23 protein-coding genes and 3 tRNA genes are annotated in these 26996 nt (G+C 58.4%); 25 read left to right on the top strand and 1 reads right to left on the bottom strand.

The window, feature by feature from the left end; translation table 11 throughout:
• Positions 1-38: 38 nt before the first annotated feature.
• The 8 genes from grpE (at position 39) to AC1Q8Q_RS02645 (ending at position 10508) form a co-directional block, all read left to right on the top strand.
• Positions 39-605 (top strand): nucleotide exchange factor GrpE, encoded by a 567-nt coding sequence (gene grpE, locus AC1Q8Q_RS02680; protein ID WP_020796523.1) that lies wholly within the window; start codon positions 39-41, stop codon positions 603-605.
• 102 nt (positions 606-707) lie between these two features.
• Positions 708-2624 carry a molecular chaperone DnaK gene (gene dnaK / locus AC1Q8Q_RS02675; RefSeq protein ID WP_020796524.1) on the top strand — a complete coding sequence of 639 codons (1917 nt, stop codon included), beginning with the start codon at positions 708-710 and terminating at the stop codon, positions 2622-2624.
• Between the two features lie 297 nt (positions 2625-2921).
• The gene (dnaJ, locus tag AC1Q8Q_RS02670) at positions 2922-4046 is read left to right on the top strand and encodes a molecular chaperone DnaJ (protein WP_020796525.1); all 1125 of its coding nucleotides are present in this window, start codon (positions 2922-2924) and stop codon (positions 4044-4046) included.
• Positions 4047-4056: 10 nt separating this feature from the next.
• On the top strand, positions 4057-4860 hold the full coding sequence (gene dapB, locus AC1Q8Q_RS02665) for a 4-hydroxy-tetrahydrodipicolinate reductase (RefSeq protein WP_492614781.1): 804 nt from the start codon (positions 4057-4059) through the stop codon (positions 4858-4860).
• A gap of 259 nt (positions 4861-5119) precedes the next feature.
• Positions 5120-6256 (top strand): glutamine-hydrolyzing carbamoyl-phosphate synthase small subunit, encoded by a 1137-nt coding sequence (gene carA / locus AC1Q8Q_RS02660; RefSeq protein WP_020796526.1) that lies wholly within the window; start codon positions 5120-5122, stop codon positions 6254-6256.
• Between the two features lie 118 nt (positions 6257-6374).
• Positions 6375-9596: a carbamoyl-phosphate synthase large subunit gene (carB, locus tag AC1Q8Q_RS02655; protein ID WP_020796527.1), complete on the top strand. Its 3222-nt coding sequence runs from the start codon at positions 6375-6377 to the stop codon at positions 9594-9596.
• Between the two features lie 2 nt (positions 9597-9598).
• Positions 9599-10075, top strand: coding sequence for a transcription elongation factor GreA (gene greA, locus AC1Q8Q_RS02650; protein ID WP_032831479.1), 477 nt, complete (start codon positions 9599-9601; stop codon positions 10073-10075).
• 28 nt (positions 10076-10103) lie between these two features.
• Positions 10104-10508 (top strand): hypothetical protein, encoded by a 405-nt coding sequence (locus AC1Q8Q_RS02645; RefSeq protein ID WP_020796528.1) that lies wholly within the window; start codon positions 10104-10106, stop codon positions 10506-10508.
• A gap of 9 nt (positions 10509-10517) precedes the next feature.
• Here the strand turns inward: AC1Q8Q_RS02645 and AC1Q8Q_RS02640 are convergent, their stop codons facing one another.
• Positions 10518-10826, bottom strand: coding sequence for a YhbY family RNA-binding protein (locus AC1Q8Q_RS02640; RefSeq protein WP_020796529.1), 309 nt, complete (start codon positions 10824-10826; stop codon positions 10518-10520).
• A 101-nt stretch (positions 10827-10927) separates the two neighbouring features.
• Between AC1Q8Q_RS02640 and rlmE the strand changes: the two genes are divergently transcribed.
• The 17 genes from rlmE to AC1Q8Q_RS02555 all read left to right on the top strand — a co-directional run bounded on the left by rlmE (position 10928) and on the right by AC1Q8Q_RS02555 (position 26946).
• Positions 10928-11557, top strand: a complete 630-nt coding sequence (rlmE, locus tag AC1Q8Q_RS02635; RefSeq protein ID WP_008057410.1) for a 23S rRNA (uridine(2552)-2'-O)-methyltransferase RlmE — start codon at positions 10928-10930, stop codon at positions 11555-11557.
• 202 nt (positions 11558-11759) lie between these two features.
• Positions 11760-13670: an ATP-dependent zinc metalloprotease FtsH gene (gene ftsH / locus AC1Q8Q_RS02630; protein ID WP_020796530.1), complete on the top strand. Its 1911-nt coding sequence runs from the start codon at positions 11760-11762 to the stop codon at positions 13668-13670.
• A gap of 8 nt (positions 13671-13678) precedes the next feature.
• Positions 13679-14530, top strand: coding sequence for a dihydropteroate synthase (gene folP / locus AC1Q8Q_RS02625; RefSeq protein ID WP_020796531.1), 852 nt, complete (start codon positions 13679-13681; stop codon positions 14528-14530).
• A 16-nt stretch (positions 14531-14546) separates the two neighbouring features.
• A complete protein-coding gene (gene glmM / locus AC1Q8Q_RS02620) occupies positions 14547-15884 on the top strand; it encodes a phosphoglucosamine mutase (protein WP_020796532.1) in 1338 nt (445 codons plus the stop codon).
• A gap of 66 nt (positions 15885-15950) precedes the next feature.
• On the top strand, positions 15951-16706 hold the full coding sequence (gene tpiA, locus AC1Q8Q_RS02615) for a triose-phosphate isomerase (protein ID WP_033045245.1): 756 nt from the start codon (positions 15951-15953) through the stop codon (positions 16704-16706).
• Between the two features lie 4 nt (positions 16707-16710).
• Entirely contained in the window at positions 16711-17094 is a 384-nt protein-coding gene (secG, locus tag AC1Q8Q_RS02610) for a preprotein translocase subunit SecG (protein ID WP_017336473.1), read from the top strand.
• Between the two features lie 22 nt (positions 17095-17116).
• Positions 17117-17202: transfer RNA gene (locus AC1Q8Q_RS02605), tRNA-Leu, on the top strand.
• A gap of 97 nt (positions 17203-17299) precedes the next feature.
• Positions 17300-17376, top strand: a tRNA-Met gene (locus tag AC1Q8Q_RS02600).
• A gap of 138 nt (positions 17377-17514) precedes the next feature.
• Positions 17515-17973 (top strand): ribosome maturation factor RimP, encoded by a 459-nt coding sequence (rimP, locus tag AC1Q8Q_RS02595; RefSeq protein ID WP_007973115.1) that lies wholly within the window; start codon positions 17515-17517, stop codon positions 17971-17973.
• Between the two features lie 59 nt (positions 17974-18032).
• Positions 18033-19514 (top strand): transcription termination factor NusA, encoded by a 1482-nt coding sequence (gene nusA / locus AC1Q8Q_RS02590; RefSeq protein WP_020796534.1) that lies wholly within the window; start codon positions 18033-18035, stop codon positions 19512-19514.
• A gap of 27 nt (positions 19515-19541) precedes the next feature.
• Positions 19542-22067, top strand: coding sequence for a translation initiation factor IF-2 (gene infB / locus AC1Q8Q_RS02585; RefSeq protein ID WP_033039869.1), 2526 nt, complete (start codon positions 19542-19544; stop codon positions 22065-22067).
• Positions 22068-22226: 159 nt separating this feature from the next.
• A complete protein-coding gene (rbfA, locus tag AC1Q8Q_RS02580) occupies positions 22227-22628 on the top strand; it encodes a 30S ribosome-binding factor RbfA (protein WP_033039870.1) in 402 nt (133 codons plus the stop codon).
• A gap of 3 nt (positions 22629-22631) precedes the next feature.
• Entirely contained in the window at positions 22632-23549 is a 918-nt protein-coding gene (truB, locus tag AC1Q8Q_RS02575; RefSeq protein ID WP_020796537.1) for a tRNA pseudouridine(55) synthase TruB, read from the top strand.
• Between the two features lie 115 nt (positions 23550-23664).
• Positions 23665-23934, top strand: a complete 270-nt coding sequence (gene rpsO, locus AC1Q8Q_RS02570; RefSeq protein WP_011332409.1) for a 30S ribosomal protein S15 — start codon at positions 23665-23667, stop codon at positions 23932-23934.
• Positions 23935-24143: 209 nt separating this feature from the next.
• Entirely contained in the window at positions 24144-26249 is a 2106-nt protein-coding gene (gene pnp / locus AC1Q8Q_RS02565) for a polyribonucleotide nucleotidyltransferase (protein WP_020796539.1), read from the top strand.
• Positions 26250-26430: 181 nt separating this feature from the next.
• Positions 26431-26506: transfer RNA gene (locus AC1Q8Q_RS02560), tRNA-Thr, on the top strand.
• 134 nt (positions 26507-26640) lie between these two features.
• The gene (locus tag AC1Q8Q_RS02555) at positions 26641-26946 is read left to right on the top strand and encodes a DUF6388 family protein (protein WP_020796540.1); all 306 of its coding nucleotides are present in this window, start codon (positions 26641-26643) and stop codon (positions 26944-26946) included.
• The last annotated feature ends 50 nt before the right edge of the window (positions 26947-26996 follow it).

Raw genomic sequence — 26996 nt, 5'->3', positions numbered from 1 at the left:
CGAGTCAGGCTCGCGGACGATATTGAAAGGAGAATTCTATGGCTGACGAACAGACAGTGGATACGCAAAATCTAGACGCCGATCAGGCTTCCCAGGCTTCGGGTGATGACCTGGCGGCTCGTGTACAAGTGCTCGAAGAGCAACTGGCAGGTGCGCAGGATCAGGCTTTGCGTGTAGCCGCCGATCTGCAGAACGTCCGCCGTCGCGCCGAGCAGGATGTAGAAAAAGCTCACAAGTTCGCGCTGGAAAAATTCGCCGGCGACCTGCTGCCGATCATCGACAGCCTGGAGCGTGGCCTGGAATTGTCCAGCCCGGATGACGAAAGCATTCGTCCGATGCGTGAAGGCATCGAGCTGACCCTGAAAATGTTCCAGGACACCCTGAAGCGTTATCAGCTGGAAGCGATCGATCCGCATGGCGAGCCGTTCAACGCCGTTCTTCATCAGGCAATGGCCATGCAGGAAAGCGCTGACCTCGAGCCAAACAGCGTGCTCAAGGTGTTCCAGAAGGGCTACCAGCTTAACGGTCGCCTGCTGCGCCCGGCGATGGTCGTGGTCAGCAAGGCTCCGGCGCCAGTTTCGCCTTCTATTGACGAGCAGGCTTGAAATTAGCCGCAAGGCCCCCATTTAGAAGTCAAGCGTTTAAGTGCTACCGCAGTTAGCCACCACTGCTGCGGCAACCAAATCCAAAGTTTCGGGAGAGTGAACATGGGCAAAATTATCGGTATCGACCTGGGGACCACCAACTCCTGCGTCTCCGTGCTTGAAAACGGCGTAGCCAAAGTTATTGAAAACGCCGAAGGCGCGCGTACCACGCCGTCGATCATCGCTTACGCCAACGATGGCGAAATCCTGGTCGGCCAGTCCGCCAAGCGTCAGGCTGTGACCAACCCGCATAACACCCTGTACGCCGTGAAGCGTCTGATCGGTCGCAAGTTCGACGAAGAAGTCGTGCAGAAAGACATCAAGATGGTTCCGTACAAGATCGCCAAGGCTGACAACGGTGACGCCTGGGTTGAAGTGAACGGCCAGAAGATGGCGCCGCCACAAATCTCGGCTGAAATCCTGAAGAAGATGAAGAAGACCGCCGAAGACTACCTCGGCGAGCCAGTGACTGAAGCGGTGATCACCGTTCCGGCCTACTTCAACGACAGCCAGCGTCAGGCGACCAAGGACGCCGGCCGCATCGCGGGCCTGGACGTGAAACGTATCATCAACGAACCAACCGCGGCTGCTCTGGCTTACGGTATGGACAAGGCCAAGGGCGATCACACCGTGATCGTTTATGACCTGGGTGGCGGTACTTTCGACGTTTCCGTGATCGAGATCGCTGAAGTCGATGGCGAGCACCAGTTCGAAGTGTTGGCCACCAACGGCGACACCTTCCTGGGTGGTGAGGACTTCGACATTCGTCTGATCGACTACCTCGTCGACGAATTCAAGAAAGAAAGCGGCATGAACCTCAAGGGTGATCCGCTGGCGATGCAGCGCCTGAAAGAAGCCGCTGAAAAAGCCAAGATCGAGCTGTCTTCCGCTCAGTCGACCGACGTCAACCTGCCGTACATCACTGCAGACGCTACCGGTCCTAAGCACTTGAACGTGAAGATCTCCCGCGCCAAGCTGGAAGCGCTGGTTGAAGACCTGGTTCAACGCACTATCGAACCTTGCCGCATTGCGCTGAAAGACTCCGGTATCGACGTTGGCGCGATCAACGACGTGATCCTGGTCGGCGGTCAGACCCGTATGCCTCTGGTTCAGAAGCTGGTGACCGAGTTCTTCGGTAAAGAAGCACGTAAAGACGTGAACCCGGACGAAGCTGTTGCCATGGGTGCTGCCATCCAGGGTGCGGTACTGGCCGGTGACGTGAAAGACGTTCTGCTGCTGGACGTTAGCCCGCTGACCCTGGGTATCGAAACCATGGGTGGCGTGATGACTGCGCTGATCGAGAAAAACACCACGATTCCTACCAAGAAATCGCAAGTGTTCTCGACTGCCGACGACAATCAGGGCGCCGTGACCATTCACGTGCTGCAAGGTGAGCGTAAGCAGGCTGCACAGAACAAGTCCCTGGGCAAGTTCGACCTGGCCGAGATTCCACCAGCACCACGTGGCGTGCCACAAATCGAAGTGACCTTCGACATCGACGCTAACGGCATCCTGCATGTAGGCGCCAAGGACAAGGCCACCGGCAAGACTCAGTCGATCGTGATCAAGGCCAACTCCGGCCTGTCCGATGAAGAGATCGAGCGCATGGTGCGTGACGCCGAGGCCAATGCCGAGGAAGACCGCAAGTTCGAAGAGCTGGCCGCTGCCCGTAACCAGGGTGATGCACTGGTTCACTCGACGCGCAAAATGGTCGCTGACGCTGGCGACAAGGTAAGCGCTGAAGAGAAGACTGCGATCGAAGCTGCCGTGGTTGCCCTGGAAGCCGCTGTAAAAGGCGACGACAAGGCTGCTATCGAAGCCAAGGTTGAAGAGCTGTCGAAAGTCTCCGCTCCAGTGGCGCAGAAGATGTACGCCGAACAGGCTCAGCCTGCTGAAGGCGCGGCACCGCACGACGACAAGGCGCAAAAGGCAGACGACGTTGTCGATGCTGAGTTCGAAGAAGTAAAAGACCACAAGTAAGTTGTTGGTCGGCCGGTTGACTGCCTTCAGGCGGTGACTGGTAGGATGTCGCCGCGCGGGAGCTTGCTCCCGCGTTGGCGTGTCTGGAGTCAGCGAATTTTTACAGCATGCGACACGGTTCGCTTGTTGGCGGCATGGTCGGGAATGCTCCTGCTTTCCGAGCCGAAAGTGCCACATTGAAACAAAGACCAGGATCGTTGAATTGACGTGAGTTGGGTCCGGGCCTGTATTGGGGCTCAACGAGTTTGACGAGGCTCAGGAGAGGTTTGTCGAACGTCCTCAAGAGTGCAGAGACTTATGGCAAAGCGTGACTATTACGAAGTATTGGGTGTTGAGCGAGGTTCAAGCGAGGCGGACCTGAAAAAGGCCTACCGTCGCCTGGCGATGAAGCATCACCCGGACCGTAATCCTGATGACAAGGCGTCGGAAGAGATGTTCAAGGAGGCCAACGAGGCCTACGAAGTGCTCTCCGATTCCAGCAAGCGTGCGGCCTACGACCAGTACGGTCATGCCGGTGTCGACCCGAGCATGGGTGGTGGCGGCGCCGGTTTCGGTGGCCAGAACTTCTCGGACATCTTTGGTGATGTCTTCAGCGACTTCTTCGGTGGCGGTCGCGGTGGTTCCCGCGGTGGTGCCCAGCGAGGCAGCGACCTGCGTTACACGTTGGAGCTGAACCTGGAAGAAGCGGTGCGTGGCACCAGCGTGAATATTCGCGTTCCGACACTGGTCAACTGCAAGCCATGTGACGGCTCGGGTGCCAAGAAAGGCTCTTCGCCGGTGACCTGCCCGACCTGTGGCGGTATCGGCCAGGTGCGCATGCAGCAAGGGTTCTTCTCGGTGCAGCAAACCTGTCCGCGTTGCCACGGCCAGGGCAAGATCATTTCCGATCCTTGCGATTCCTGCCATGGCGAAGGTCGTGTCGAAGAGTACAAGACCCTGTCGGTCAAAGTGCCGGCCGGTGTCGATACCGGTGACCGCATTCGCCTGTCGGGCGAGGGCGAGGCGGGTGCCCAGGGCGGGCCAACCGGCGATCTGTACGTGGTGATCAACGTGCGCGAGCACTCGATTTTCCAGCGTGACGGCAAGCATCTGTTCTGTGAAGTGCCTATCAGCTTCGTCGATGCGGCGTTGGGTGGCGAGCTGGAGATTCCGACCCTCGATGGTCGAGTCAAGCTGAAAATCCCTGAGGGGACTCAGACCGGCAAGCAGTTCCGCGTGCGTGGCAAGGGCGTTGCGCCTGTGCGTGGCGGCGGTGCGGGTGACTTGATGTGCCGTGTGGCAGTCGAGACGCCAGTCAACCTGAGCCGTCGCCAGCGTGAAATGCTCGAAGAGTTCCGCAGCTCCCTGGCGGACGACAACAGTCATTCCCCGAAAACCACGGGCTGGTTCGAAGGCGTGAAGCGCTTCTTCGGCGATTTGTAAGGAGACAGGCATGCGACGTATAGCTGTGATGGGCGCCGCCGGGCGCATGGGCAAAACCCTGATCGAGGCTGTGCAACAGGCGCCAGGTGCCGGCCTGACGGCGGCAGTGGATCGTCCTGACAGTACGCTGGTCGGCGCGGACGCCGGTGAGCTGGCGGCTATCGGTCGCATCGGCGTGCCGCTGTCGGGTGACCTGGATCGCGTGGTCGATGAGTTCGACGTGCTGATCGACTTCACTCATCCGACGGTGACCCTGAAAAACCTCGCCTTCTGCCGCAAGCACAACAAGGCGATGATCATTGGCACCACCGGCTTCAGTATTGAAGAGAAGCAGTTGCTGGCAGAGGCGGGCAAGGATATCCCGATCGTCTTCGCGGCCAATTTCAGTGTCGGTGTAAACCTGTGCCTGAAGCTGCTCGATACCGCCGCCCGGGTGCTGGGCGATGATGTCGATATCGAGATCACCGAAGCTCACCATCGGCATAAAGTCGATGCGCCGTCCGGTACGGCCGTGCGCATGGGTGAGGTGATTGCCGATGCCCTGGGTCGCGACCTGAAGAAAGTCGCGGTTTACGGTCGTGAGGGCCAGACCGGTGCTCGCGAGCGCGAGACCATCGGTTTTGCCACGGTGCGCGCTGGCGATATTGTGGGTGATCACACTGTGTTGTTCGCAGCCGACGGTGAGCGTGTCGAGATCACTCACAAGGCCTCCAGCCGCATGACCTTCGCCAAGGGTGCGGTGCGTGCTGCTTTGTGGCTCGACGGGCGTGAAGCGGGTCTTTATGACATGCAAGACGTGCTCGACCTGCGTTAAGATGCACCCTAAATCGGGCTCGCGCACAGCGTGTGAGCCCGGTTTTACCCCGCCAAGCGACGACCTGTCGCATTCTCCAGCCTTTAAGGCTCATTGGCGGTAGACCAAAAATGCCTTTTTCTGTAAGCTACAGCTTTAGTGTGTCCACTAAAAGCGCGCAGAATAATTCAGTGAAGAAGCGGGGTGACGTGTCCATACGTCACTCCGCTTTTTTACAACCTGCGATCGCCCTTTCAGGCTTTATTTACGGGAGGTCTTCTTGACTAAGCCAGCCATACTCGCCCTTGCTGATGGCAGCATTTTTCGCGGCGAAGCCATTGGAGCCGACGGTCAAACCGTTGGTGAGGTGGTGTTCAACACCGCAATGACCGGCTATCAGGAAATCCTTACCGATCCTTCCTACGCCCAACAGATCGTTACCCTGACTTACCCGCACATCGGCAATACCGGCACCACGCCGGAAGACGCCGAGTCCAACCGCGTCTGGTCTGCTGGCCTGGTCATCCGTGACCTGCCGCTGGTGGCGAGCAACTGGCGTAACACGATGTCCCTGTCGGACTACCTGAAGGCCAACAACGTCGTGGCCATCGCCGGTATCGACACTCGCCGCCTGACGCGCATCCTGCGTGAAAAAGGTGCGCAGAACGGCTGCATCATGGCCGGTGACAACATTTCCGAAGAAGCCGCCATCGCCGCTGCCCAAGGCTTCCCTGGCCTCAAGGGCATGGACCTGGCGAAAGTCGTCAGTACCAAAGAGAAGTACGAGTGGCGTTCGACTGTCTGGGATCTGAAGACCGACAGCCACGCGACCATCGAAGCCTCCGAACTGCCGTACCACGTGGTGGCCTACGACTACGGCGTCAAGGTGAACATCCTGCGCATGCTGGTCGAGCGCGGTTGCCGCGTGACCGTGGTGCCTGCACAAACTCCAGCCGCCGAAGCGCTGGCCCTGAAGCCGGACGGCGTGTTCCTGTCCAACGGCCCTGGCGATCCCGAGCCTTGCGACTACGCGATCCAGGCGATCAAGGATGTGCTGGAAACCGACATCCCGGTGTTCGGTATCTGCCTCGGTCACCAACTGCTGGCCCTGGCCTCCGGCGCCAAGACCCTGAAAATGGGTCACGGCCACCACGGTGCCAACCACCCGGTCCAGGATCTGGACAGCGGCGTGGTGATGATCACCAGCCAGAACCACGGTTTTGCGGTAGACGAAGCCACCCTGCCTGCCAACGTTCGCGCGATTCACAAATCGCTGTTCGACGGCACCCTGCAAGGTATCGAGCGTACCGACAAGAGCGCCTTCAGCTTCCAGGGTCACCCTGAAGCCAGCCCTGGCCCGAACGACGTAGCACCTCTGTTCGATCGCTTCATCAACGAGATGGCCAAGCGACGCTGATCGCTCGCCCTGATGTTGCAAAGCTTGAGGGTGGTCCCGATATCGGCGACCCCTTCAAGTCTTCACAGATTGAACAAGACGGCTTGCCGACTGACCTGCGGATTTGAGTGACAAACCCATGCCAAAACGTACAGACATTAAAAGCATCCTGATTCTTGGCGCTGGCCCGATCGTGATCGGCCAGGCCTGCGAATTCGACTACTCCGGCGCCCAGGCCTGCAAAGCCCTGCGCGAAGAGGGCTACCGCGTCATCCTGGTGAACTCCAACCCGGCCACCATCATGACCGACCCGGCCATGGCCGACGCCACCTACATCGAGCCGATCAAGTGGCAGACCGTTGCCAAGATCATCGAGAAAGAGCGTCCGGACGCGCTGCTGCCGACCATGGGCGGCCAGACCGCCCTGAACTGCGCCCTGGACCTGGAGCGCGAAGGCGTCCTGGAGAAGTTCGGCGTAGAAATGATCGGTGCCAACGCCGACACCATCGACAAGGCTGAAGACCGTTCGCGTTTCGACAAGGCGATGAAATCCATCGGCCTGGCGTGCCCGCGTTCCGGCATCGCCCACAGCATGGAAGAGGCCAATGCGGTCCTCGAGAAGCTGGGCTTCCCGTGCATCATCCGTCCGTCCTTCACCATGGGCGGCACCGGTGGCGGTATCGCGTACAACCGTGAAGAGTTCGAAGAAATCTGCGCCCGCGGCCTGGACCTGTCTCCGACCAAAGAGCTGCTGATCGACGAATCGCTGATCGGTTGGAAAGAATATGAAATGGAAGTTGTCCGCGACAAAAAGGACAACTGCATCATCGTCTGCTCCATCGAAAACTTTGACCCGATGGGCGTGCACACGGGTGACTCGATCACCGTGGCGCCGGCACAGACCCTGACCGACAAGGAATACCAGATCCTGCGTAACGCCTCCCTGGCGGTACTGCGTGAGATCGGCGTGGAAACCGGCGGTTCGAACGTTCAGTTCGGTATCTGCCCGAACACCGGCCGCATGGTCGTGATCGAAATGAACCCGCGTGTATCCCGTTCCTCGGCACTGGCCTCGAAGGCTACCGGTTTCCCGATCGCCAAGGTCGCGGCCAAGCTGGCTGTGGGCTACACCCTGGACGAGCTGTCGAACGACATCACCGGCGGCAAGACCCCGGCGTCCTTCGAACCGTCCATCGACTACGTCGTGACCAAGCTGCCACGTTTCGCCTTCGAGAAGTTCTCCAAGGCTGATGCGCGCCTGACCACTCAGATGAAGTCGGTAGGTGAAGTCATGGCCATCGGCCGCACCTTCCAGGAATCCCTGCAGAAAGCCCTGCGCGGCCTGGAAGTCGGTGTTTGCGGTCTGGACGAGAAGGTTGACCTGCGCAACCCGGAAAGCATGAGCATCCTCAAGCGCGAACTGACCGTGCCGGGCGCCGAGCGTATCTGGTACGTGGCGGACGCCATGCGCGCTGGCATGAGCGTTGAAGACATCTTCGGCATGACCATGATCGATCCTTGGTTCCTGGTGCAGATGGAAGATCTGATCAAGGACGAAGAGAAGGTCAAGACCCTGGGTCTGACCAGCATCGACCGTGACCTGATGTTCCGTCTCAAGCGCAAGGGCTTCTCCGACATGCGCCTGGCCAAGCTGCTGGGTGTGACCGAGAAGAGCCTGCGTGCCCACCGCCACAAGCTGGAAATCTTCCCGGTCTACAAGCGCGTCGACACCTGCGCCGCCGAGTTCGCCACCGATACCGCGTACCTGTACTCCACGTACGAAGAAGAGTGCGAAGCCGCGCCGTCGGGCCGCGACAAGATCATGATCCTGGGTGGCGGTCCTAACCGTATCGGCCAGGGTATCGAGTTCGACTACTGCTGCGTGCACGCGGCACTGGCCCTGCGCGATGACGGTTACGAGACCATCATGGTCAACTGCAACCCGGAAACCGTTTCCACCGACTACGACACCTCCGATCGCCTGTACTTCGAACCAGTGACCCTGGAAGACGTGCTGGAAATCGTCCGCGTCGAGAAGCCAAAAGGCGTGATCGTTCAGTACGGCGGCCAGACCCCGCTGAAACTGGCCCGTGCCCTGGAAGCCGCTGGCGTGCCGATCATCGGCACCAGCCCTGACGCCATCGACCGCGCCGAAGACCGCGAGCGCTTCCAGCAAATGGTCCAGCGCCTGAACCTGCGTCAGCCGCCAAACGCCACCGTGCGCAGCGAAGACGAAGCGATTCGTGCAGCCAGCAAGATCGGTTACCCGCTGGTGGTGCGCCCGTCCTATGTACTGGGCGGTCGTGCGATGGAAATCGTCTACGAAGAAGAAGAACTCAAGCGCTACCTGCGTGAAGCGGTTCAAGTGTCCAACGACAGCCCGGTGCTGCTGGACCACTTCCTCAACTGCGCCATTGAAATGGACGTGGATGCGGTCTGCGACGGCAAGGACGTAGTGATCGGCGCGATCATGCAGCACATCGAGCAGGCCGGCGTTCACTCCGGTGACTCCGCGTGCTCGCTGCCGCCATACTCCCTGCCGGCGCACATCCAGGACGAAATGCGCGAACAGGTCAAGAAAATGGCCCTGGAACTGGGCGTGGTCGGCCTGATGAACGTTCAGTTGGCGCTGCAAGGCGAAGACATCTACGTCATCGAAGTCAACCCGCGCGCTTCGCGTACCGTACCGTTCGTGTCCAAGTGCATCGGTGTTTCCCTGGCGATGATCGCAGCGCGCGTGATGGCCGGTAAAACCCTGCAGGAGCTGGGTTTCACCAAGGAAATTATCCCGAACTTCTACAGCGTGAAAGAAGCGGTGTTCCCGTTCGCCAAATTCCCTGGCGTCGACCCGATCCTCGGCCCAGAGATGAAGTCGACCGGCGAAGTGATGGGCGTGGGCGACACCTTCGGTGAAGCATTCGCCAAGGCCCAGATGGGTGCCAGCGAAGTACTGCCGACCGGCGGTACTGCGTTCATCAGCGTACGTGATGACGACAAGCCACTGGTTGCAGGCGTGGCCCGTGATCTGATCAACTTGGGCTTTGAAGTGGTTGCCACTGCCGGTACTGCCAAGCTGATCGAAGCCGCAGGCCTGAAAGTGCGCCGCGTGAACAAGGTGACCGAAGGGCGTCCGCACGTAGTCGACATGATCAAGAATGACGAAGTCACCTTGATCATCAACACCACCGAAGGCCGTCAGTCGATCGCTGACTCCTATTCCATTCGTCGCAATGCCCTGCAGCACAAGATTTACTGCACCACCACCATTGCTGCTGGCGAAGCGATCTGTGAAGCGCTGAAGTTCGGTCCCGAGAAGACCGTACGCCGCTTGCAGGATCTACACGCAGGATTGAAGGCATGAGCATAACGAAGTACCCGATGACCGTTCAGGGCGCTCGCGCCCTGGAGGAAGAGCACGCTCACCTGACCAAAGTCGTCCGTCCAAAGCTCAGCCAGGACATCGGTACGGCCCGTGAGTTGGGCGACTTGAAGGAAAACGCCGAATACCACGCTGCTCGCGAGCAGCAGGGTATGGTCGAGGCGCGGATTCGTGACATCGAAGGCCGGATTCAGAATCAGGTCATCATCGACGTCACGACCATTCCTCACACTGGCAAGGTTATCTTCGGCACCACCGTCGAAATCGCCAACGTCGAGACTGATGAAAGCGTCACTTACCACATCGTGGGTGAGGATGAGGCTGACTTCAAACTCGGCAAGATTTCGGTCGGTTCACCCTTGGCTCGAGCCTTGATCGGCAAGGAAGAGGGTGATGTGGTCGTCGTCAAAACGCCTGGTGGCGTTATCGAGTACGAGATTGTCGAAGTCCGTCACATCTGAAGCAAGGCGCCCGCTGAATGCGGGCGCCATGCTCTGGCAGCTGGCCCAGATGTTGTGGGTCGGCGGTCTGTGGCTGGTGCATCTCGGTTTGCAGCCGGTGTTGGGCCGAATTGGCCTGGCACCGTTGCTGATCGATGAGATCGCCGGCATGTTCGAGACGGTGGTGGTGGGGTTTGCCGCCGTGTGCGTGATCTTTCAGGCTTTAGTGCTGGTACAGGCTAATGGCCTTGCCAGTCTATGGCGGGATTTTCGTGGGCAGGTGCTGCTGGTCGCGTTGTGCGCCTGTGCGATGTTTGTGGCCGTGCCTATCGGCTGGCCGGATGCGCAGCGCTGGCAGGTGTTCAGCTATCTGGTTTTGGGGTTCTCGGGGCTGGTGCTGATTATGCAGCCGGTGCCCGGATGGAGTGTCAGGGTGCGCGAAGCACACCCTTGACCCTTGTCATCACTTGAAGCGATGGACGTTCGACAGCTGCTTGTTGACGCTGAAGTTCTTGCGGTAAATCAGTGCCATCTTGCCGATGACCTGTACCAGATCCGCTTTGCCAACCTTGCACAGCTCGGCAATGGATGCCAGGCGCGATTCGCGATCGAGGATATTGAGCTTGATCTTGATCAGTTCGTGATCCGCCAATGCGCGTTCAAATTCGGCTAACACACCTTCAGTCAAACCGTTGTCAGCCACAATCAAAACCGGTTTCAGATGGTGGCCAATGGATTTGTACTGTTTCTTCTGCTCTTGAGTGAGCGGCATAATCTGACCCTTTCGTCTGGATTCTGTAAAATGGCGGCCATTTTACCCGAGGGTTCGTGGATCCGCCCAACTAATCACGACCCTTATCATCGAGGTGCCCAATGGCGCGTTCCAAGACAAGCCTTGGTTGGCTGAAAAGACATGTCAATGATCCCTATGTGAAGCAGGCGCAGAAGGATGGCTACCGCTCGCGTGCGAGTTACAAGCTTCTGGAGGTCCAGGAGAAATACAAGCTGATCCGTCCGGGCATGACCGTTGTTGACCTGGGGGCGGCGCCTGGTGGCTGGTCGCAGGTCACTAGCCGGCTGATCGGTGGTCAGGGGCGCCTGATCGCCTCGGATATCCTGGAAATGGACAGCATTCCGGACGTGACTTTCATCCAGGGGGACTTTACCCAGGACGAAGTGCTCGCTCAGATCCTGGACGCCGTCGGTAATTCGCCGGTGGACCTTGTGATTTCCGATATGGCCCCCAATATGAGTGGTACGCCTGCCGTAGATATGCCCAAAGCCATGTTTCTTTGCGAGCTGGCGCTTGATCTGGCAGCCCGGATACTCAAGCCGGGTGGTAATTTTGTGATCAAGGTTTTTCAGGGTGAAGGGTTTGATGCTTACGTGAAGGACGCTCGTCAGAAATTCGACAAGGTCCAGATGATCAAGCCGGACTCTTCCCGAGGCAGCTCCCGCGAGCAATACATGCTGGCTTGGGGCTACCGCGGCCGGAGTGAATAAAGCGCGGTTTTTTTGCAGGGCAATAGGAATTTCGTATTTCGCCCTGTGGGAAATAGCGAATATTGTGTAGGAAGAGTTTCACAAAGGGTTACAGACGGCGCCTGCCAGAGTTGTAGGTAATGTAGTAAGTTAGGCCGGTGAATATCATGCGAAGCGCGCGCCAACAGCGGCGCTTGCTTCAGAGGGTAGTTAATTGAACGATATGGCAAAGAATCTGATCCTGTGGTTGATCATCGCGGCTGTCCTGGTGACAGTGATGAACAACTTCTCCAGCCCTAACGAGCCGCAGACCCTCAACTATTCCGACTTCATCCAGCAGGTCAAGGATGGCAAGGTCGAGCGCGTGGCGGTTGATGGCTACGTGATTACCGGCAAGCGCAACGATGGCGACAGCTTCAAGACCATTCGTCCGGCAATCCAGGACAACGGCCTGATCGGCGACCTGGTGGATAACCACGTCGTGGTCGAAGGCAAGCAGCCTGAACAGCAAAGCATCTGGACCCAACTCCTGGTCGCGAGCTTCCCGATCCTGGTGATCATCGCCGTGTTCATGTTCTTCATGCGCCAGATGCAGGGCGGTGCCGGTGGCAAGGGCGGGCCGATGAGCTTTGGCAAGAGCAAGGCGCGCCTGCTCTCCGAAGACCAGGTGAAAACCACCCTGGCAGACGTTGCCGGTTGCGACGAAGCCAAGGAAGAAGTCGGTGAGCTGGTCGAGTTCCTGCGTGATCCGGGCAAGTTCCAGCGCCTGGGTGGCCGCATTCCTCGTGGCGTATTGATGGTCGGTCCTCCGGGTACCGGTAAGACCTTGCTGGCCAAGGCGATTGCCGGCGAAGCCAAGGTGCCTTTCTTTACCATTTCCGGTTCCGATTTCGTCGAGATGTTCGTCGGTGTCGGTGCAAGCCGTGTTCGCGACATGTTCGAACAGGCCAAGAAACACGCTCCATGCATCATCTTCATCGATGAAATCGACGCCGTCGGTCGCCACCGTGGTGCCGGCATGGGCGGTGGTCACGACGAACGCGAGCAGACACTCAACCAGTTGCTGGTGGAGATGGACGGCTTCGAAATGAACGATGGCATCATCGTGATTGCCGCGACCAACCGTCCTGACGTGTTGGACCCTGCGCTGCTGCGTCCGGGCCGTTTCGACCGTCAGGTCGTGGTCGGTCTGCCGGATATCCGTGGTCGCGAACAGATTCTCAAGGTCCACATGCGCAAGGTGCCAATGGGCGACGACGTCGCTCCGGCAGTGATCGCTCGTGGTACCCCGGGTTTCTCCGGTGCCGACCTGGCCAACCTGGTCAACGAGGCGTCGTTGTTCGCTGCCCGTGCCGGCAAGCGCATCGTCGAAATGAAAGAGTTCGAACTGGCCAAGGACAAGATCATGATGGGCGCCGAGCGCAAATCCATGGTCATGTCCGAGAAAGAAAAGCAGAACACGGCTTATCACGAAGCTGGCCACGCCATTGTGGGTCGCGTCGTGCCTGAGCATGACCCGGTTTACAAGGTCTCGATCATCCCGCGCGGTCGTGCGCTGGGCGTGACCATGTTCCTGCCGGAAGAAGATCGCTACAGCCTGTCCAAGCGTGCGCTGATCAGCCAGATCTGCTCGCTTTACGGTGGCCGTATCGCTGAAGAAATGACCCTGGGCTTCGATGGCGTCACCACCGGTGCGTCCAACGACATCATGCGTGCCAGCCAGATTGCACGGAACATGGTGACCAAGTGGGGTCTTTCCGAAAAACTCGGTCCGCTGATGTACGCTGAAGAGGAAGGTGAAGTGTTCCTCGGTCGCGGAGGCGGTGGCCAGAGTGCAAGTTTCTCCGGTGAGACAGCCAAGCTGATCGACTCGGAAGTGCGCAGCATCATCGACCAGTGCTACGGCACCGCCAAGCAGATCCTCACGGACAACCGTGACAAGCTCGACGCCATGGCCGATGCCCTGATGAAGTATGAAACCATCGATGCCGAGCAGATCGACGACATCATGGCTGGACGCACACCTCGCGAGCCTCGCGACTGGTCGGGTGGCACGGGTACCTCCGGTACGCCGCCAGCGGTGCAGGGTGAGCGTCCGGAAACACCTATCGGCGGTCCCGCTGCTGACGTTTAAGGTTTGAAATGACTTTTGTTCAGTCCTCGACCCGGTTGCCTTGCGGCAACCGGGTTCTTGATTTGTCCCAGACGCATGTCATGGGCATTCTCAATGTCACTCCCGATTCTTTCTCCGATGGTGGCAAATTCAGCCAGCTCGATACGGCGTTGCGCCATGCGCAAGCCATGGTTGCGGCTGGCGCCACCTTGATCGATGTTGGCGGCGAGTCTACTCGGCCAGGCGCGAGGGCGGTTTCACCGCTCGAAGAGCTTGAGCGCGTGGCACCAATCGTTGAAATGATTCACCGTGAACTGGATGTGATCATCTCGGTCGATACCTCCACGCCCGCGGTCATGCGCGAATCGGCGCGGCTGGGTGCCGGCCTGATCAATGACGTGCGTTCCTTGCGCCGCGAGGGTGCCCTGGATGCGGCGGCGGCGACCGGCTTGCCCGTTTGCCTGATGCATATGCTCGGTGAGCCGGGTGACATGCAGGACAACCCGCACTACCAGGACGTCACCCAAGAGGTGGGCGAGTTTCTAGCCGAGCGCATGGCTCAATGTGCGACGGTGGGGATTCCAGCTGAGCGGATCATTCTTGATCCGGGTTTTGGGTTCGCAAAAAATCTGCAGCACAATCTAAGCTTGTTCAAGCATATGGAAGCCTTGCATGCCTTGGGGCGCCCGTTGTTGGTTGGGGTGTCGCGAAAGAGCATGATCGGTCAAGCGTTGAGTCGCCCTGTCGGTGAGCGCCTGTATGGCGGTCTTGCCCTGGCGGCGCTGGCAACGCACAAGGGCGCGCGTATATTGCGTGTCCATGACGTAGCTGAAACAGTTGATGTGGTGAAAATGATCACCGCAGTGGAATCAGCCGAATAAGAATTATGGAGTAGTTATGACAAAGAAATATTTTGGCACCGACGGCATTCGCGGTCGGGTCGGTGTTTATCCGATCACTCCTGACTTCATGCTCAAGCTGGGCTGGGCTGCCGGCATGGCGTTCCGCAAGATGGGTGCGTGCAAGGTGCTGGTGGGCAAGGACACGCGGATTTCCGGTTACATGTTCGAATCGGCGCTCGAGGCCGGGCTGACATCGGCGGGTGCCGACGTGATGCTCCTGGGCCCGATGCCGACACCGGCCATCGCCTACCTGACGCGTACCTTTCATGCCGAAGCCGGCATCGTGATCAGTGCTTCGCACAATCCCCATGACGACAATGGCATCAAGTTTTTCTCCGGGAAGGGCACCAAGCTTCCCGATGAGATCGAGCACATGATCGAAGAGTTGCTCGACACCCCGATGACCGTGGTTGAGTCGAGCAAGATCGGCAAGGTCTCGCGAATCAACGATGCCTCTGGCCGCTATATAGAATTCTGCAAGAGCAGCGTGCCAACCGGCACCAGCTTCTCCGGTCTGAAAATCGTCATCGATTGCGCCCACGGTGCGACGTACAAGGTGGCGCCAAGCGTATTTCGCGAGCTGGGTGCCGAGGTCGTGGTTCTGTCCGCGCACCCCAATGGCCTGAACATCAACGACAACTGCGGTTCAACCCACATGGGCCAATTGCAGGCTGCCGTCTTGGCCGAGCATGCCGACCTGGGTATCGCATTTGATGGTGACGGCGATCGGGTGTTGATGGTTGATCACACCGGTGCCATCGTCGATGGCGACGAGCTGCTGTTTATCATCGCTCGCGATCTGCATGAACAGGACAAGCTGCAAGGCGGCGTAGTCGGTACGTTGATGAGTAACCTGGGGCTGGAGCTCGCCCTCGCGGACCTGGCGATTCCCTTTGTGCGCGCCAACGTCGGTGACCGTTATGTGATCGCGGACCTGCTGGAGCGTAACTGGCTGATCGGTGGCGAGAACTCGGGGCATATCGTGTGCTTCCATCACACCACGACCGGTGATGCGATCATTGCCGCGTTGCAGGTGTTGATGGCGTTGAAGACTCGTTCGCAAGGGTTGGCAGAGGCTCGTCAGGCGTTACGCAAGTGCCCTCAGGTATTGATCAATGTGCGTTTCGGTGGCGGTGCAAACCCGCTCGAGCATGCGTCGGTCAAGGAAGCCAGCGAGCGTGTCACCCAGGCCATGGCGGGTCGCGGGCGCGTGTTGTTGCGCAAGTCCGGGACCGAGCCGCTGGTGCGTGTGATGGTCGAAGGCGAAGACGAAACCCTGGTTCGCGGCTATGCCGAAGAGCTGGCAAAACTGGTTACTGAAGTTTCTGCCTGAATTCGGCTTGCCAGCCTCGATTGTGTTGGGTAACATCTGCGCCCACTTTGACCGACGAGGTACAGCATGCGTCGCCCTATGGTAGCTGGTAACTGGAAGATGCACGGTACCCGCGCCAGCGTCGCTGAGCTGATCAACGGCCTACGTGACTTGGCCTTGCCGAGCGGTGTTGAAGTAGCGGTATTCCCGCCTTTGTTGCATATCAGCCAAGTGGTTGATGGCTTGAAAGGAAAGTCGATTTCGGTCGGTGCGCAGAATTCTGCGGTGGAATCCGGACAAGGTGCACTGACCGGTGAGGTCTCGCCTAGTCAGTTGGTGGATGCAGGTTGTTCCCTGGTTCTTGTCGGGCATTCCGAGCGCCGCCAGTTAATGGGTGAGCAGGACGGAGTGCTGATTCGCAAGTTCGCAGCGGCACAGGCAAGTGGCCTGGTTCCGGTGTTGTGCATAGGGGAAACCCTTGAGCAGCGTGAAGCCGGGAAGACCCTTGAGGTTGTCTCGCAGCAATTGGGCAGCATCATCGATGAGTTGGGTGTCGGTGCGTTTGCAAAGGCAGTAATTGCTTACGAGCCGGTCTGGGCCATTGGCACCGGGCTGACTGCTTCGCCGCAACAGGCGCAGGATGTGCACGCAGCCATTCGCGCGCAGTTGGCGGCAGAGAATTCTGAAGTCGCACAAGGTGTGCGGCTTCTATACGGCGGCAGCGTGAAGGCGGCCAATGCGGTCGAACTGTTCGGCATGCCGGATATCGATGGGGGCCTCATTGGTGGGGCTTCCCTGAATGCAGATGAGTTCGGTGCGATTATTCGCGCCGCGGGAAACTGAAAAAATGCTGGAAACAGTCGTAGTCGTTTTTCATCTGCTGGGTGCATTGGGCGTAGTAGCTCTGGTTTTGCTGCAGCAGGGTAAAGGTGCGGACGCTGGCGCGTCTTTCGGAGCAGGTGCTTCAAATACTGTGTTCGGAAGCCAAGGTTCCTCTACCTTTCTTAGTAAGTTTACTGCTATACTTGCCGCAGGTTTCTTCATAACCAGCTTAGGGTTAGGTTACTTTGCTAAAGAGAAAGCTCACCAGCTGACTCAAGTAGGTCTCCCAAATCCAGCAGTGTTGGAAGTACCAAAGCAACAACCGGCTTCTGATGATGTCCCGGTGCTTCAAGAGCAAAAGTCGGCTACTCCAGCGACTGACGTGCCTCCAGCTCAAGAGCAGAAGTAAGAAGGGTTTCAAACGTAGTATTGCCGAGGTGGTGGAATTGGTAGACACGCAACCTTGAGGTGGTTGTGCCCATAGGGTGTAGGGGTTCGAGTCCCCTTCTCGGTACCAATTAGTCAGGAGAGCCCGCTGTTGCGGGCTTTCTTGCAGGTGGAAGGTTACATTGACCCTGTCGGGGATCGGTCGTATACTTCCGCCCCAGCTTTGTCGCGGGGTGGAGCAGTCTGGTAGCTCGTCGGGCTCATAACCCGAAGGTCGTCGGTTCAAATCCGGCCCCCGCAACCAGTTTAAGGAGCCCCTTTTAAGGGGCTTTTTGTTAGCTGGACACTTCCAACGCCGCTGTTCGACGGCGTTTCAAGGATGGGCGCTTCGCCCATTTTTTTATTTTGCATAGCATGCACATACATGCACGAGGGGGTTCAGGTGTCGAGCAAGCTAGAAGAGTTGCAGGCCTTGCTGGCCCCGGTGGTCGTGGCCCTAGGCTATGAATGCTGGGGTATCGAGTTTTCGGCTCAGGGTCGTCACTCGATGTTGCGCGTTTATATTGATAAAGAGGGCGGTGTGCTGGTGGACGATTGTGCCATCGTCAGCCGTCAGATCAGCGGTGTGCTGGATGTTGAAGATCCAATCTCCGTTGAATACACCCTCGAAGTTTCCTCGCCAGGCATGGAACGCCCGCTGTTCACTCTTGAGCAGTTTGCAAAATTTGCCGGTGAACAAGTGAAGATCAAGCTGCGCTCGCCTTTTGAAGGACGACGCAACTTTCAGGGCCTTCTGCGCGGTGTAGAAGAGCAGGACGTCGTGGTGCAGGTAGAAGACCATGAGTTCCTGTTGCCGATCGATATGATCGACAAGGCCAACATTATTCCCAGTTTTGACTGAGGCGTGCCAGATACTGCGGATCCCGCGGATCCAATGGCTTGCGAAAGGCGAGGCGTACGATGAGCAAAGAAGTACTGCTGGTTGTTGAGTCGGTATCCAATGAAAAGGGCGTACCGGCTAACGTAATTTTTGAAGCGCTGGAGCTCGCTCTGGCCACGGCTACCAAAAAGCGTTTCGAGGACGAAGTCGATCTGCGTGTGGAAATCAACCGCCACACCGGTGCGTACGAGACTTTCCGTCGCTGGACGGTCGTCGAAGAAGACGATCTTGACGATCCGGCCATCGAAACCTGGCCAAGCAAGGTTGCCGAGACGCATCCTGGCGCCAAGGTCGGTGACGTTGTCGAAGAGAAGATCGAGTCCATCGAATTCGGCCGTATCGCTGCACAGACTGCCAAGCAAGTCATCGTGCAGAAGGTTCGCGAAGCCGAGCGCGCCCAGGTTGTCGACGCTTACCGCGAACGCCTGGGTGAAATCATCTCCGGCACCGTGAAAAAAGTTACCCGCGACAACGTGATCGTTGATCTGGGCAACAACGCCGAAGCGTTGCTGGCCCGTGAGGACATCATTTCTCGCGAAACTTTCCGGGTTGGCGTGCGCTTGCGTGCGCTGCTCAAGGAAATCCGCACCGAGAACCGCGGCCCGCAGTTGATCCTGTCGCGTACCGCGCCGGAAATGCTGATCGAGTTGTTCCGCATCGAAGTGCCGGAAATTGCTGAAGGGCTGATCGAAGTAATGGCTGCGTCCCGTGATCCGGGTTCGCGCGCCAAGATCGCCGTTCGCTCCAAGGACAAACGCATCGACCCGCAGGGCGCTTGCATCGGTATGCGCGGTTCGCGCGTCCAGGCAGTGTCGGGCGAGTTGGGCGGTGAGCGTGTGGACATCGTCCTGTGGGACGACAACCCGGCTCAGTTCGTGATCAACGCCATGTCCCCGGCTGAGGTTGCGGCAATTATCGTTGACGAAGATGCCCATGCAATGGACATCGCCGTCGGCGCAGACAATCTGGCTCAGGCCATCGGTCGTGGTGGTCAGAACGTGCGTCTGGCCAGCCAGTTGACTGGCTGGACCCTGAACGTGATGACCGAATCGGACATCCAGGCTAAGCAGCAAGCAGAAACCGGCGACATCCTGCGCAACTTCATCGACGAGCTGGAAGTCGACGAAGATCTGGCACAGGTGCTGGTCGATGAAGGCTTTACCAGCCTGGAAGAGATTGCCTACGTACCGCTGGAAGAAATGCTCAACATCGACGGCTTTGACGAAGACACCGTCAACGAGCTTCGCGCTCGTGCCAAGGATCGTTTGTTGACCAAAGCCATCGCTACTGAGGAAAAGCTGGCAGACGCCCATCCGGCCGAAGACCTGCTCTCGCTTGAGGGTATGGACAAGGATTTGGCGATGGAACTGGCGGTGCGCGGCGTAATTACCCGCGAAGACCTGGCCGAGCAGTCTATTGACGACCTGCTCGACATCGACGGCATTGACGATGATCGTGCCGGCAAGTTGATCATGGCCGCCCGAGCCCACTGGTTCGAGTAATTAGGCGCGGCCTGAGGAGAGAAATGCATGACGCAAGTCACGGTGAAACAACTGGCCGATGAGGTCAAAACACCGGTAGAGCGCCTGTTGCAGCAGATGCGTGAGGCAGGTCTGCCGCACACCGCCGCCGAAGAAAGTGTGACTGACAGTGAGAAGCAATCGTTGCTGACTCACTTGAAGAGCAGTCACAAGGCGAAAGTGGAAGAACCACGCAAGATTACGCTGCAGCGTAAAACCACCAGCACCCTGCGTGTTGCTGGCAGCAAAAGCATCAGCGTTGAAGTACGCAAGAAGAAAGTCTTCGTACAGCGCAGCCCGGAAGAAATCGAAGCCGAGCGCAAGCGTGAACTGGATGAACGTCGCGCAGTAGAAAATGCTGCACGTCAGAAGGCTGAAGAAGAAGCCAAGCGCCGCGCCGAAGAAGAAGCGCGTCGCCAGCCAGCTGCTGCGCCGACCGCCCAAGCCCAACCTGCTGCAGCGCCAGCTGCGGTGGCCGAGCCTGTGCGCGAAAGCGCGCCGGTCGTGGCTGCCGCTCCGGCACCTGCAGCCGATACCCGCAAGCGCGACGAGCAGCGTCGTCCGGATAAGCCACGTGCCGACGACAACAGTCGTCGCGGTGGCGGCGATGGTGAGCGCAAAAACGCTCCGCATCGTGCTTCGGTCAAGGAGAAGGCGCCTGCGCCACGCGTTGCCCCACGTACTACCGACGAAGAAAGCGATGGCTTCCGTCGTGGTGGTCGCGGCAAGGCCAAGCTGAAGAAGCGCAACGCCCACGGTTTCCAGAGCCCAACCGGCCCTGTCGTGCGCGAAGTGAAGATCGGCGAGACCATCACTGTGGGCGATCTCGCCCAGCAGATGTCGGTCAAGGCTGCTGAAATCATCAAGTTCATGTTCAAACTGGGTACCCCAGCGACCATCAACCAGGTACTGGACCAGGAAACTGCCCAGCTGGTTGCCGAAGAGCTGGGCCACAAAGTGACCCTGGTCAGCGACACCGCCCTGGAAGATTCCCTGGCTGAGTCCCTGAAGTTTGAAGGTGAGGCGGTTTCCCGTGCACCGGTCGTGACCGTAATGGGCCACGTTGACCACGGTAAGACTTCCCTGCTCGACTACATCCGTCGTGCCAAGGTAGCTGCTGGCGAAGCCGGCGGTATCACCCAGCACATCGGTGCCTACCACGTTGAAACCGACCGTGGCATGGTGACGTTCCTCGACACCCCTGGTCACGCCGCGTTTACCGCAATGCGTGCCCGTGGTGCCAAGGCGACTGACATCGTGATCCTGGTGGTTGCGGCGGACGACGGCGTGATGCCACAGACCATCGAGGCTGTTCAGCACGCCAAGGCTGCTGGCGTTCCGCTGGTTGTCGCAGTGAACAAGATCGACAAGCCAGGTGCTGACCTCGATCGCATTCGTAGCGAGCTGTCGGTACACGGCGTGACGTCGGAAGAGTGGGGTGGTGACACTCCATTCGTACCGGTTTCGGCGAAAATGGGTACTGGCGTCGACGAATTGCTCGAAGCGGTACTGCTGCAAGCCGAGGTCCTGGAACTGACTGCAACGCCATCGGCTCCTGGCCGTGGTGTCGTGGTTGAATCCCGTCTGGACAAGGGTCGTGGCCCGGTGGCTACCGTTCTGGTTCAAGACGGTACCCTGCGCCAGGGCGACATGGTCCTGGTCGGTTCGAACTATGGCCGCGTTCGTGCCATGCTCGACGAGAACGGCAAGCCAATCAAGGAAGCCGGTCCGGCCATCCCTGTCGAGATCCTCGGCCTGGACGGTACCCCGGACGCTGGCGACGAGATGAGCGTGGTTGCCGACGAGAAGAAAGCCCGTGAAGTGGCTCTGTTCCGTCAAGGCAAGTTCCGCGAAGTCAAGCTGGCCCGTGCTCACGCCGGCAAGCTGGAAAACATCTTTGAAAACATGGGTCAGGAAGAGAAGAAGACGCTCAACATCGTCCTCAAATCCGACGTCCGTGGTTCGCTGGAAGCGTTGAACGGTGCCCTGAACGGCCTGGGCAACGACGAAGTGCAAGTGCGCGTGGTCGGTGGCGGTGTTGGTGGTATTACCGAATCCGACGCCAATCTGGCACTGGCTTCCAACGCTGTACTGTTCGGCTTCAACGTGCGTGCCGATGCCGGCGCTCGCAAGATCGTCGAGCAGGAAGGTCTGGATATGCGTTACTACAACGTGATCTACGACATCATCGAAGACGTCAAGAAAGCCTTGACCGGTATGCTCGGCAGCGACGTTCGCGAGAACATCCTGGGCATCGCCGAAGTGCGTGACGTGTTCCGTTCGCCGAAGTTTGGCGCGATCGCCGGTTGCATGGTGATCGAAGGTGTTGTTCACCGTAACCGTCCAATCCGTGTACTGCGTGAAGACATCGTTATCTTCGAAGGCGAGCTGGAATCCCTGCGTCGCTTCAAGGATGACGCTTCCGAAGTACGTGCCGGCATGGAATGCGGTATCGGCGTGAAGAGCTACAACGACGTCAAGGTCGGTGACAAGATCGAAGTTTTCGAGAAGGTCCAGGTTGCTCGCAGCCTCTAACTCGCGCACTTCAAGAGCCGTGATGGCCAGCCGCATGCAATTGCGCGGCGCATCGCCCGGACTCTAAACGCAACGCCCGGTCTGGCTTTTGTCAGGCCGGGCGTTTGCCGCTTTCAGACCTTACGGGTTTCACCGTGGGGCAGTAACAGGTAACAAGACATGGCAAAAGAATACAGCCGTACCCAACGTATCGGCGATCAGATGCAGCGTGAGCTGGCACAACTGATCCGTCGTGAAGTCAAAGACCCGCGCGTCGGCCTGGTCACCATTACCGCTGTGGAAGTCAGCCGTGACGTCGGTCACGCCAAGATTTTCATCACCGTGATGGGCCAGGACAGTCACGAAGAGATCGCGCAAAGCATCAAGGTGCTCAACTCCGCCGCTGGCTTCCTGCGCATGCAGCTGGCTCGCGAGATGAAGCTGCGCAGCGTTCCACAGTTGCACTTCCACTACGATGAAAGCGTCGTGCGCGGTGCGCATCTGTCGGCCTTGATCGAGCGCGCAGTGGCTGAAGACAACCAGCACTCGGTTGCGGCACAAGCCGAAGACACCAAGGAGTAATCGGTGGCTCAGGTCAAACGTATCCGTCGTAACGTCAGCGGCATCATCCTGCTCGACAAGCCGCTGGGGTTCACCTCCAACGCAGCCTTGCAGAAGGTCCGCTGGTTGCTCAACGCCGAGAAGGCCGGGCACACCGGTAGTCTCGATCCGCTGGCCACTGGCGTGTTGCCGCTGTGCTTCGGTGAGGCCACCAAGTTCTCGCAGTACCTGCTCGATTCCGACAAGGGTTACGAAACCCTCGCGCAACTGGGCAAGACAACCACCACGGCCGATGCCGAGGGCGAGGTTTTGCAGGAGCGCCCGGTGACCGTTGGTCGCGCCGATATCGAAGCTGTATTACCGCAATTTCGTGGGCAAATCAGTCAGATACCGCCGATGTACTCGGCTCTCAAGCGTGATGGGCAGCCCTTGTACAAGCTGGCCCGTGCAGGTGAAGTAGTGGAGCGCGAACCGCGTTCTGTTACTATTACGCGCTTGGAATTGCTGGCCTTCGAAGGGGATACTGCGCGGCTTGCGGTGGATTGCACCAAAGGCACCTATATTCGCACCCTGGTGGAGGATATCGGTGAGCAACTCGGTTGTGGCGCTTACGTTGCAGAACTGCGACGTACCCAGGCCGGGCCTTTCACCCTGGCGCAGACCGTGACCCTCGAAGAGCTGGAAGCGGTACATGCCGAAGGCGGCAACGAGGCGGTCGACCGCTTCCTGATGCCATCGGACAGCGGCCTGCTGGATTGGCCACTGTTGCAGTTCTCGGAAGCGAGCGCGTTCTACTGGCTCAATGGCCAGCCGGTACGCGCCCCGGATGCCCCGAAGTTCGGCATGGTACGGGTACAGGATCACAATGGTCGCTTCATCGGTATTGGTGAAGTGAGCGAAGACGGGCGCATCGCGCCGCGTCGACTGATTCGGTCAGAATGACCGGACGAGTGTGGCTGTTAGCAGGCACGGTCACTACTCATTTTTAGATACAGGGATTTGTCCCTGGCCTGTTGAAACTGTTTTTGAAACAGTTTCCTGATAAAAGGATTGCCACATGGCTCTCGACGTTCAAGAAAAAGCTCAAATCGTAGCTGACTACCAGCAAGCTGTTGGTGACACTGGTTCGCCAGAAGTGCAAGTTGCACTGCTGACCGCCAACATCAACAAACTGCAAGGTCACTTCAAGGCCAACGGTAAAGATCACCACTCCCGTCGTGGTCTGATCCGCATGGTTAACCAGCGTCGTAAGCTGCTGGACTACCTGAAAGGCAAGGACGTGAGCCGTTACAGCGCTCTGATCGCTCGCCTGGGTCTGCGTCGCTAATCAGCGATTGCGCTAGAGGTTGGTTGTCTGTCATGCGTCAGCGGGTTTCCGCCGGTGCATGGCAGGCTCCCAGCCTCAAGTTTTATCTGGATACTCGTTTTGCCTGTGCAAGAGCACCCAGGACAACCCGTCGGGCCGATTCCCGGTGTTGCCCAAGAATTTCGCAAGAACCCAGTTTCCCCAAGAGCCACAAAAGAAGGTAGGACACCGTGAACCCGGTAATCAAAAAATTCCAGTTCGGTCAGTCGACCGTTACCCTCGAGACTGGCCGTATCGCCCGTCAGGCCTCCGGCGCAGTATTGGTCACCGTTGACGACGACGTCAGCGTATTGGTGACCGTCGTTGGTGCCAAGCAAGCCGATCCAGGCAAGGGTTTCTTCCCACTGTCTGTTCACTACCAGGAAAAGACTTACGCTGCCGGTAAGATCCCTGGCGGTTTCTTCAAGCGCGAAGGCCGTCCTTCCGAGAAAGAAACCCTGACTTCCCGACTGATCGACCGTCCGATCCGTCCGCTGTTCCCTGAAGGCTTCATGAACGAAGTGCAGGTTGTCTGCACCGTCGTGTCCACCAGCAAGAAGACCGATCCGGACATCGCTGCGATGATCGGTACCTCGGCTGCCCTGGCCATCTCCGGCATTCCTTTCGATGGCCCGATCGGCGCTGCCCGCGTTGCCTTCCACGAAAGCACCGGCTACCTGCTGAACCCGACTTACGAACAACTGAAGGCTTCGAGCCTGGACATGGTCGTTGCCGGTACTTCGGAAGCCGTCCTGATGGTTGAATCGGAAGCCAAAGAGCTGACCGAAGACCAGATGCTGGGCGCAGTATTGTTCGCCCACGACGAATTCCAGGCCGTGATCCAGGCCGTCAAGGAGCTGGCTGCCGAAGCTGCCAAGCCAACCTGGACCTGGGCTCCGCAAGCCGAAGCCACTGAACTGCTGGGTGCGATCCGCGCCGAGTTCGGCGAGGCGATCTCCCAGGCCTACACCATCACCATCAAGGCTGACCGTTACGCTCGCCTGGGTGAGTTGAAGGACCAGGTCGTCGCCAAGCTGTCCGGCGAAGAAGGCCAGCCTTCCGCTGCTGAAGTCAAAGCGGCTTTCGGCGAAATCGAATACCGCACCGTTCGCGAAAACATCGTGAACGGCAAGCCACGTATCGACGGTCGCGACACCCGTACCGTACGTCCGCTGAACATCGAAGTCGGCGTTCTGCCGAAGACTCACGGTTCGGCCCTGTTCACCCGTGGCGAAACCCAGGCCCTGGTAGTTGCGACGCTGGGTACTGCCCGTGACGCACAACTTCTGGACACCCTGGAAGGCGAGAAAAAAGACCCGTTCATGCTGCACTACAACTTCCCTCCGTTCTCGGTGGGCGAGTGTGGTCGCATGGGTGGCGCTGGTCGTCGTGAAATCGGTCACGGCCGCCTGGCACGTCGTTCGGTTCAGGCCATGCTGCCTGCCGCTGACGTGTTCCCGTACACCATCCGCGTTGTATCGGAAATCACCGAATCCAACGGTTCGAGCTCCATGGCTTCCGTTTGCGGTGCTTCCCTGGCCCTGATGGACGCTGGCGTCCCAATGAAGGCACCGGTTGCCGGTATCGCCATGGGTCTGGTTAAAGAAGGCGAGAAATTCGCCGTCCTGACCGACATCCTGGGTGACGAAGACCACCTGGGCGACATGGACTTCAAGGTAGCCGGTACCGCCAAAGGCGTGACCGCGCTGCAGATGGACATCAAGATCAAGGGCATCACCGAAGAGATCATGGAGATCGCTCTGGGCCAAGCCCTGGAAGCGCGCCTGAACATCCTCGGCCAGATGAACCAGATCATTGGCCAGTCGCGTACCGAGCTGTCGGAAAACGCTCCGACCATGATCGCGATGAAAATCGACACCGACAAAATCCGTGATGTCATCGGTAAAGGCGGCGCGACCATTCGTGCGATCTGTGAAGAGACCAAGGCTTCGATCGACATCGAAGACGACGGTTCGATCAAGATCTTCGGTGAAACCAAGGAAGCTGCAGAAGCTGCTCGTCAGCGCGTCCTGGGTATTACCGCTGAAGCCGAAATCGGCAAGATCTACGTCGGTAAGGTTGAGCGCATCGTCGACTTCGGCGCATTCGTCAACATCCTGCCTGGCAAGGACGGTCTGGTTCACATCTCCATGCTGAGCGATGCTCGCGTAGAGAAAGTGACTGACATCCTGAAAGAAGGTCAGGAAGTGGAAGTGCTGGTACTGGACGTGGACAACCGCGGCCGTATCAAGCTGTCCATCAAGGACGTAGCAGCGGCGAAGGCTTCGGGCGTTTAATCACTCCCGCATCTGACCGCTGAACAACAAAACGCCCCGACTGGTTCGGGGCGTTTTGCCATGTGCAGAAAAATCAAAGGATCGTAGCCTTATGCGGGCGTTGCAGAAGGCTGCGATCTTTTGATTTTTAACAGTGTTCGAAGTTGCCTGGCCCCATGGTCAGTGCTAGGTTTAGCCCACTGCCCGTGTAGCTCAGTCGGTAGAGCAGCGCACTCGTAACGCGAAGGTCGCAGGTTCGATTCCTGTCTCGGGCACCAGCGACACGTTGTTTTCAGATGATCCCGAATGGTTCTGAAGGCCAGAAAAGCCGGGCTTCACGCGGTTTTTTTGCGTCAGAGAGATCCTTGATGATCCAGATCCATCTTCCATTCCCCCGATCAAAGAGAACGCCATGACCGTTAAAGAATTGTCTCAAGAAGCCAGACACGAAGAAGCCCTCAAGAAATACGTGCTGGACGTACCCCATTTGCTGGAAGAGATCAAGGACTTGCCACCCGATGATCAGAAGGACCAGATCCAGTGGGCATTCGAGGATGAAGCCGAAGCCCAGGGCTTGCAGCCGTGGGAGTTGACGCTCAAGTACACCTCGACCCCTGAAGAGTACGAGACCGAACGCCTGAAACTGCACAAGGAAGCGGCCGAGGTCTTGGGTGTGGAATGGGAAGAGTACTGCGAGATGAACAATCTGGTGGTCTGACAAAAACGCTCTTTAAGAGGCCGGCTTGCCGACGATAGCGTCCTTCAGAT

The sequence above is a fragment of the Pseudomonas sp. GW823-FHT06B06 genome, assembly GCF_058795195.1.
The sequence above is the reverse complement of the archived record's forward strand: the minus strand, read 5'-3'. Positions and strand labels throughout refer to the sequence as shown.

Bases quoted from the DNA above. Each gene is read 5' to 3' on its own strand.
- glmM (WP_020796532.1), top strand. From the start codon at position 14,547: ATGACAAAGAAATATTTTGGCACCGACGGCATTCGCGGTCGGGTCGGT.
- rbfA (WP_033039870.1), top strand. From the start codon at position 22,227: ATGGCAAAAGAATACAGCCGTACCCAACGTATCGGCGATCAGATGCAG.
- nusA (WP_020796534.1), top strand. From the start codon at position 18,033: ATGAGCAAAGAAGTACTGCTGGTTGTTGAGTCGGTATCCAATGAAAAG.
- AC1Q8Q_RS02645 (WP_020796528.1), top strand. From the start codon at position 10,104: ATGCTCTGGCAGCTGGCCCAGATGTTGTGGGTCGGCGGTCTGTGGCTG.
- secG (WP_017336473.1), top strand. From the start codon at position 16,711: ATGCTGGAAACAGTCGTAGTCGTTTTTCATCTGCTGGGTGCATTGGGC.
- carB (WP_020796527.1), top strand. From the start codon at position 6,375: ATGCCAAAACGTACAGACATTAAAAGCATCCTGATTCTTGGCGCTGGC.
- grpE (WP_020796523.1), top strand. From the start codon at position 39: ATGGCTGACGAACAGACAGTGGATACGCAAAATCTAGACGCCGATCAG.
- dnaK (WP_020796524.1), top strand. From the start codon at position 708: ATGGGCAAAATTATCGGTATCGACCTGGGGACCACCAACTCCTGCGTC.
- infB (WP_033039869.1), top strand. From the start codon at position 19,542: ATGACGCAAGTCACGGTGAAACAACTGGCCGATGAGGTCAAAACACCG.
- folP (WP_020796531.1), top strand. From the start codon at position 13,679: ATGACTTTTGTTCAGTCCTCGACCCGGTTGCCTTGCGGCAACCGGGTT.
- tpiA (WP_033045245.1), top strand. From the start codon at position 15,951: ATGCGTCGCCCTATGGTAGCTGGTAACTGGAAGATGCACGGTACCCGC.
- AC1Q8Q_RS02555 (WP_020796540.1), top strand. From the start codon at position 26,641: ATGACCGTTAAAGAATTGTCTCAAGAAGCCAGACACGAAGAAGCCCTC.
- rlmE (WP_008057410.1), top strand. From the start codon at position 10,928: ATGGCGCGTTCCAAGACAAGCCTTGGTTGGCTGAAAAGACATGTCAAT.
- dapB (WP_492614781.1), top strand. From the start codon at position 4,057: ATGCGACGTATAGCTGTGATGGGCGCCGCCGGGCGCATGGGCAAAACC.
- dnaJ (WP_020796525.1), top strand. From the start codon at position 2,922: ATGGCAAAGCGTGACTATTACGAAGTATTGGGTGTTGAGCGAGGTTCA.
- rpsO (WP_011332409.1), top strand. From the start codon at position 23,665: ATGGCTCTCGACGTTCAAGAAAAAGCTCAAATCGTAGCTGACTACCAG.
- ftsH (WP_020796530.1), top strand. From the start codon at position 11,760: ATGGCAAAGAATCTGATCCTGTGGTTGATCATCGCGGCTGTCCTGGTG.
- AC1Q8Q_RS02640 (WP_020796529.1), bottom strand. From the start codon at position 10,826: ATGCCGCTCACTCAAGAGCAGAAGAAACAGTACAAATCCATTGGCCAC.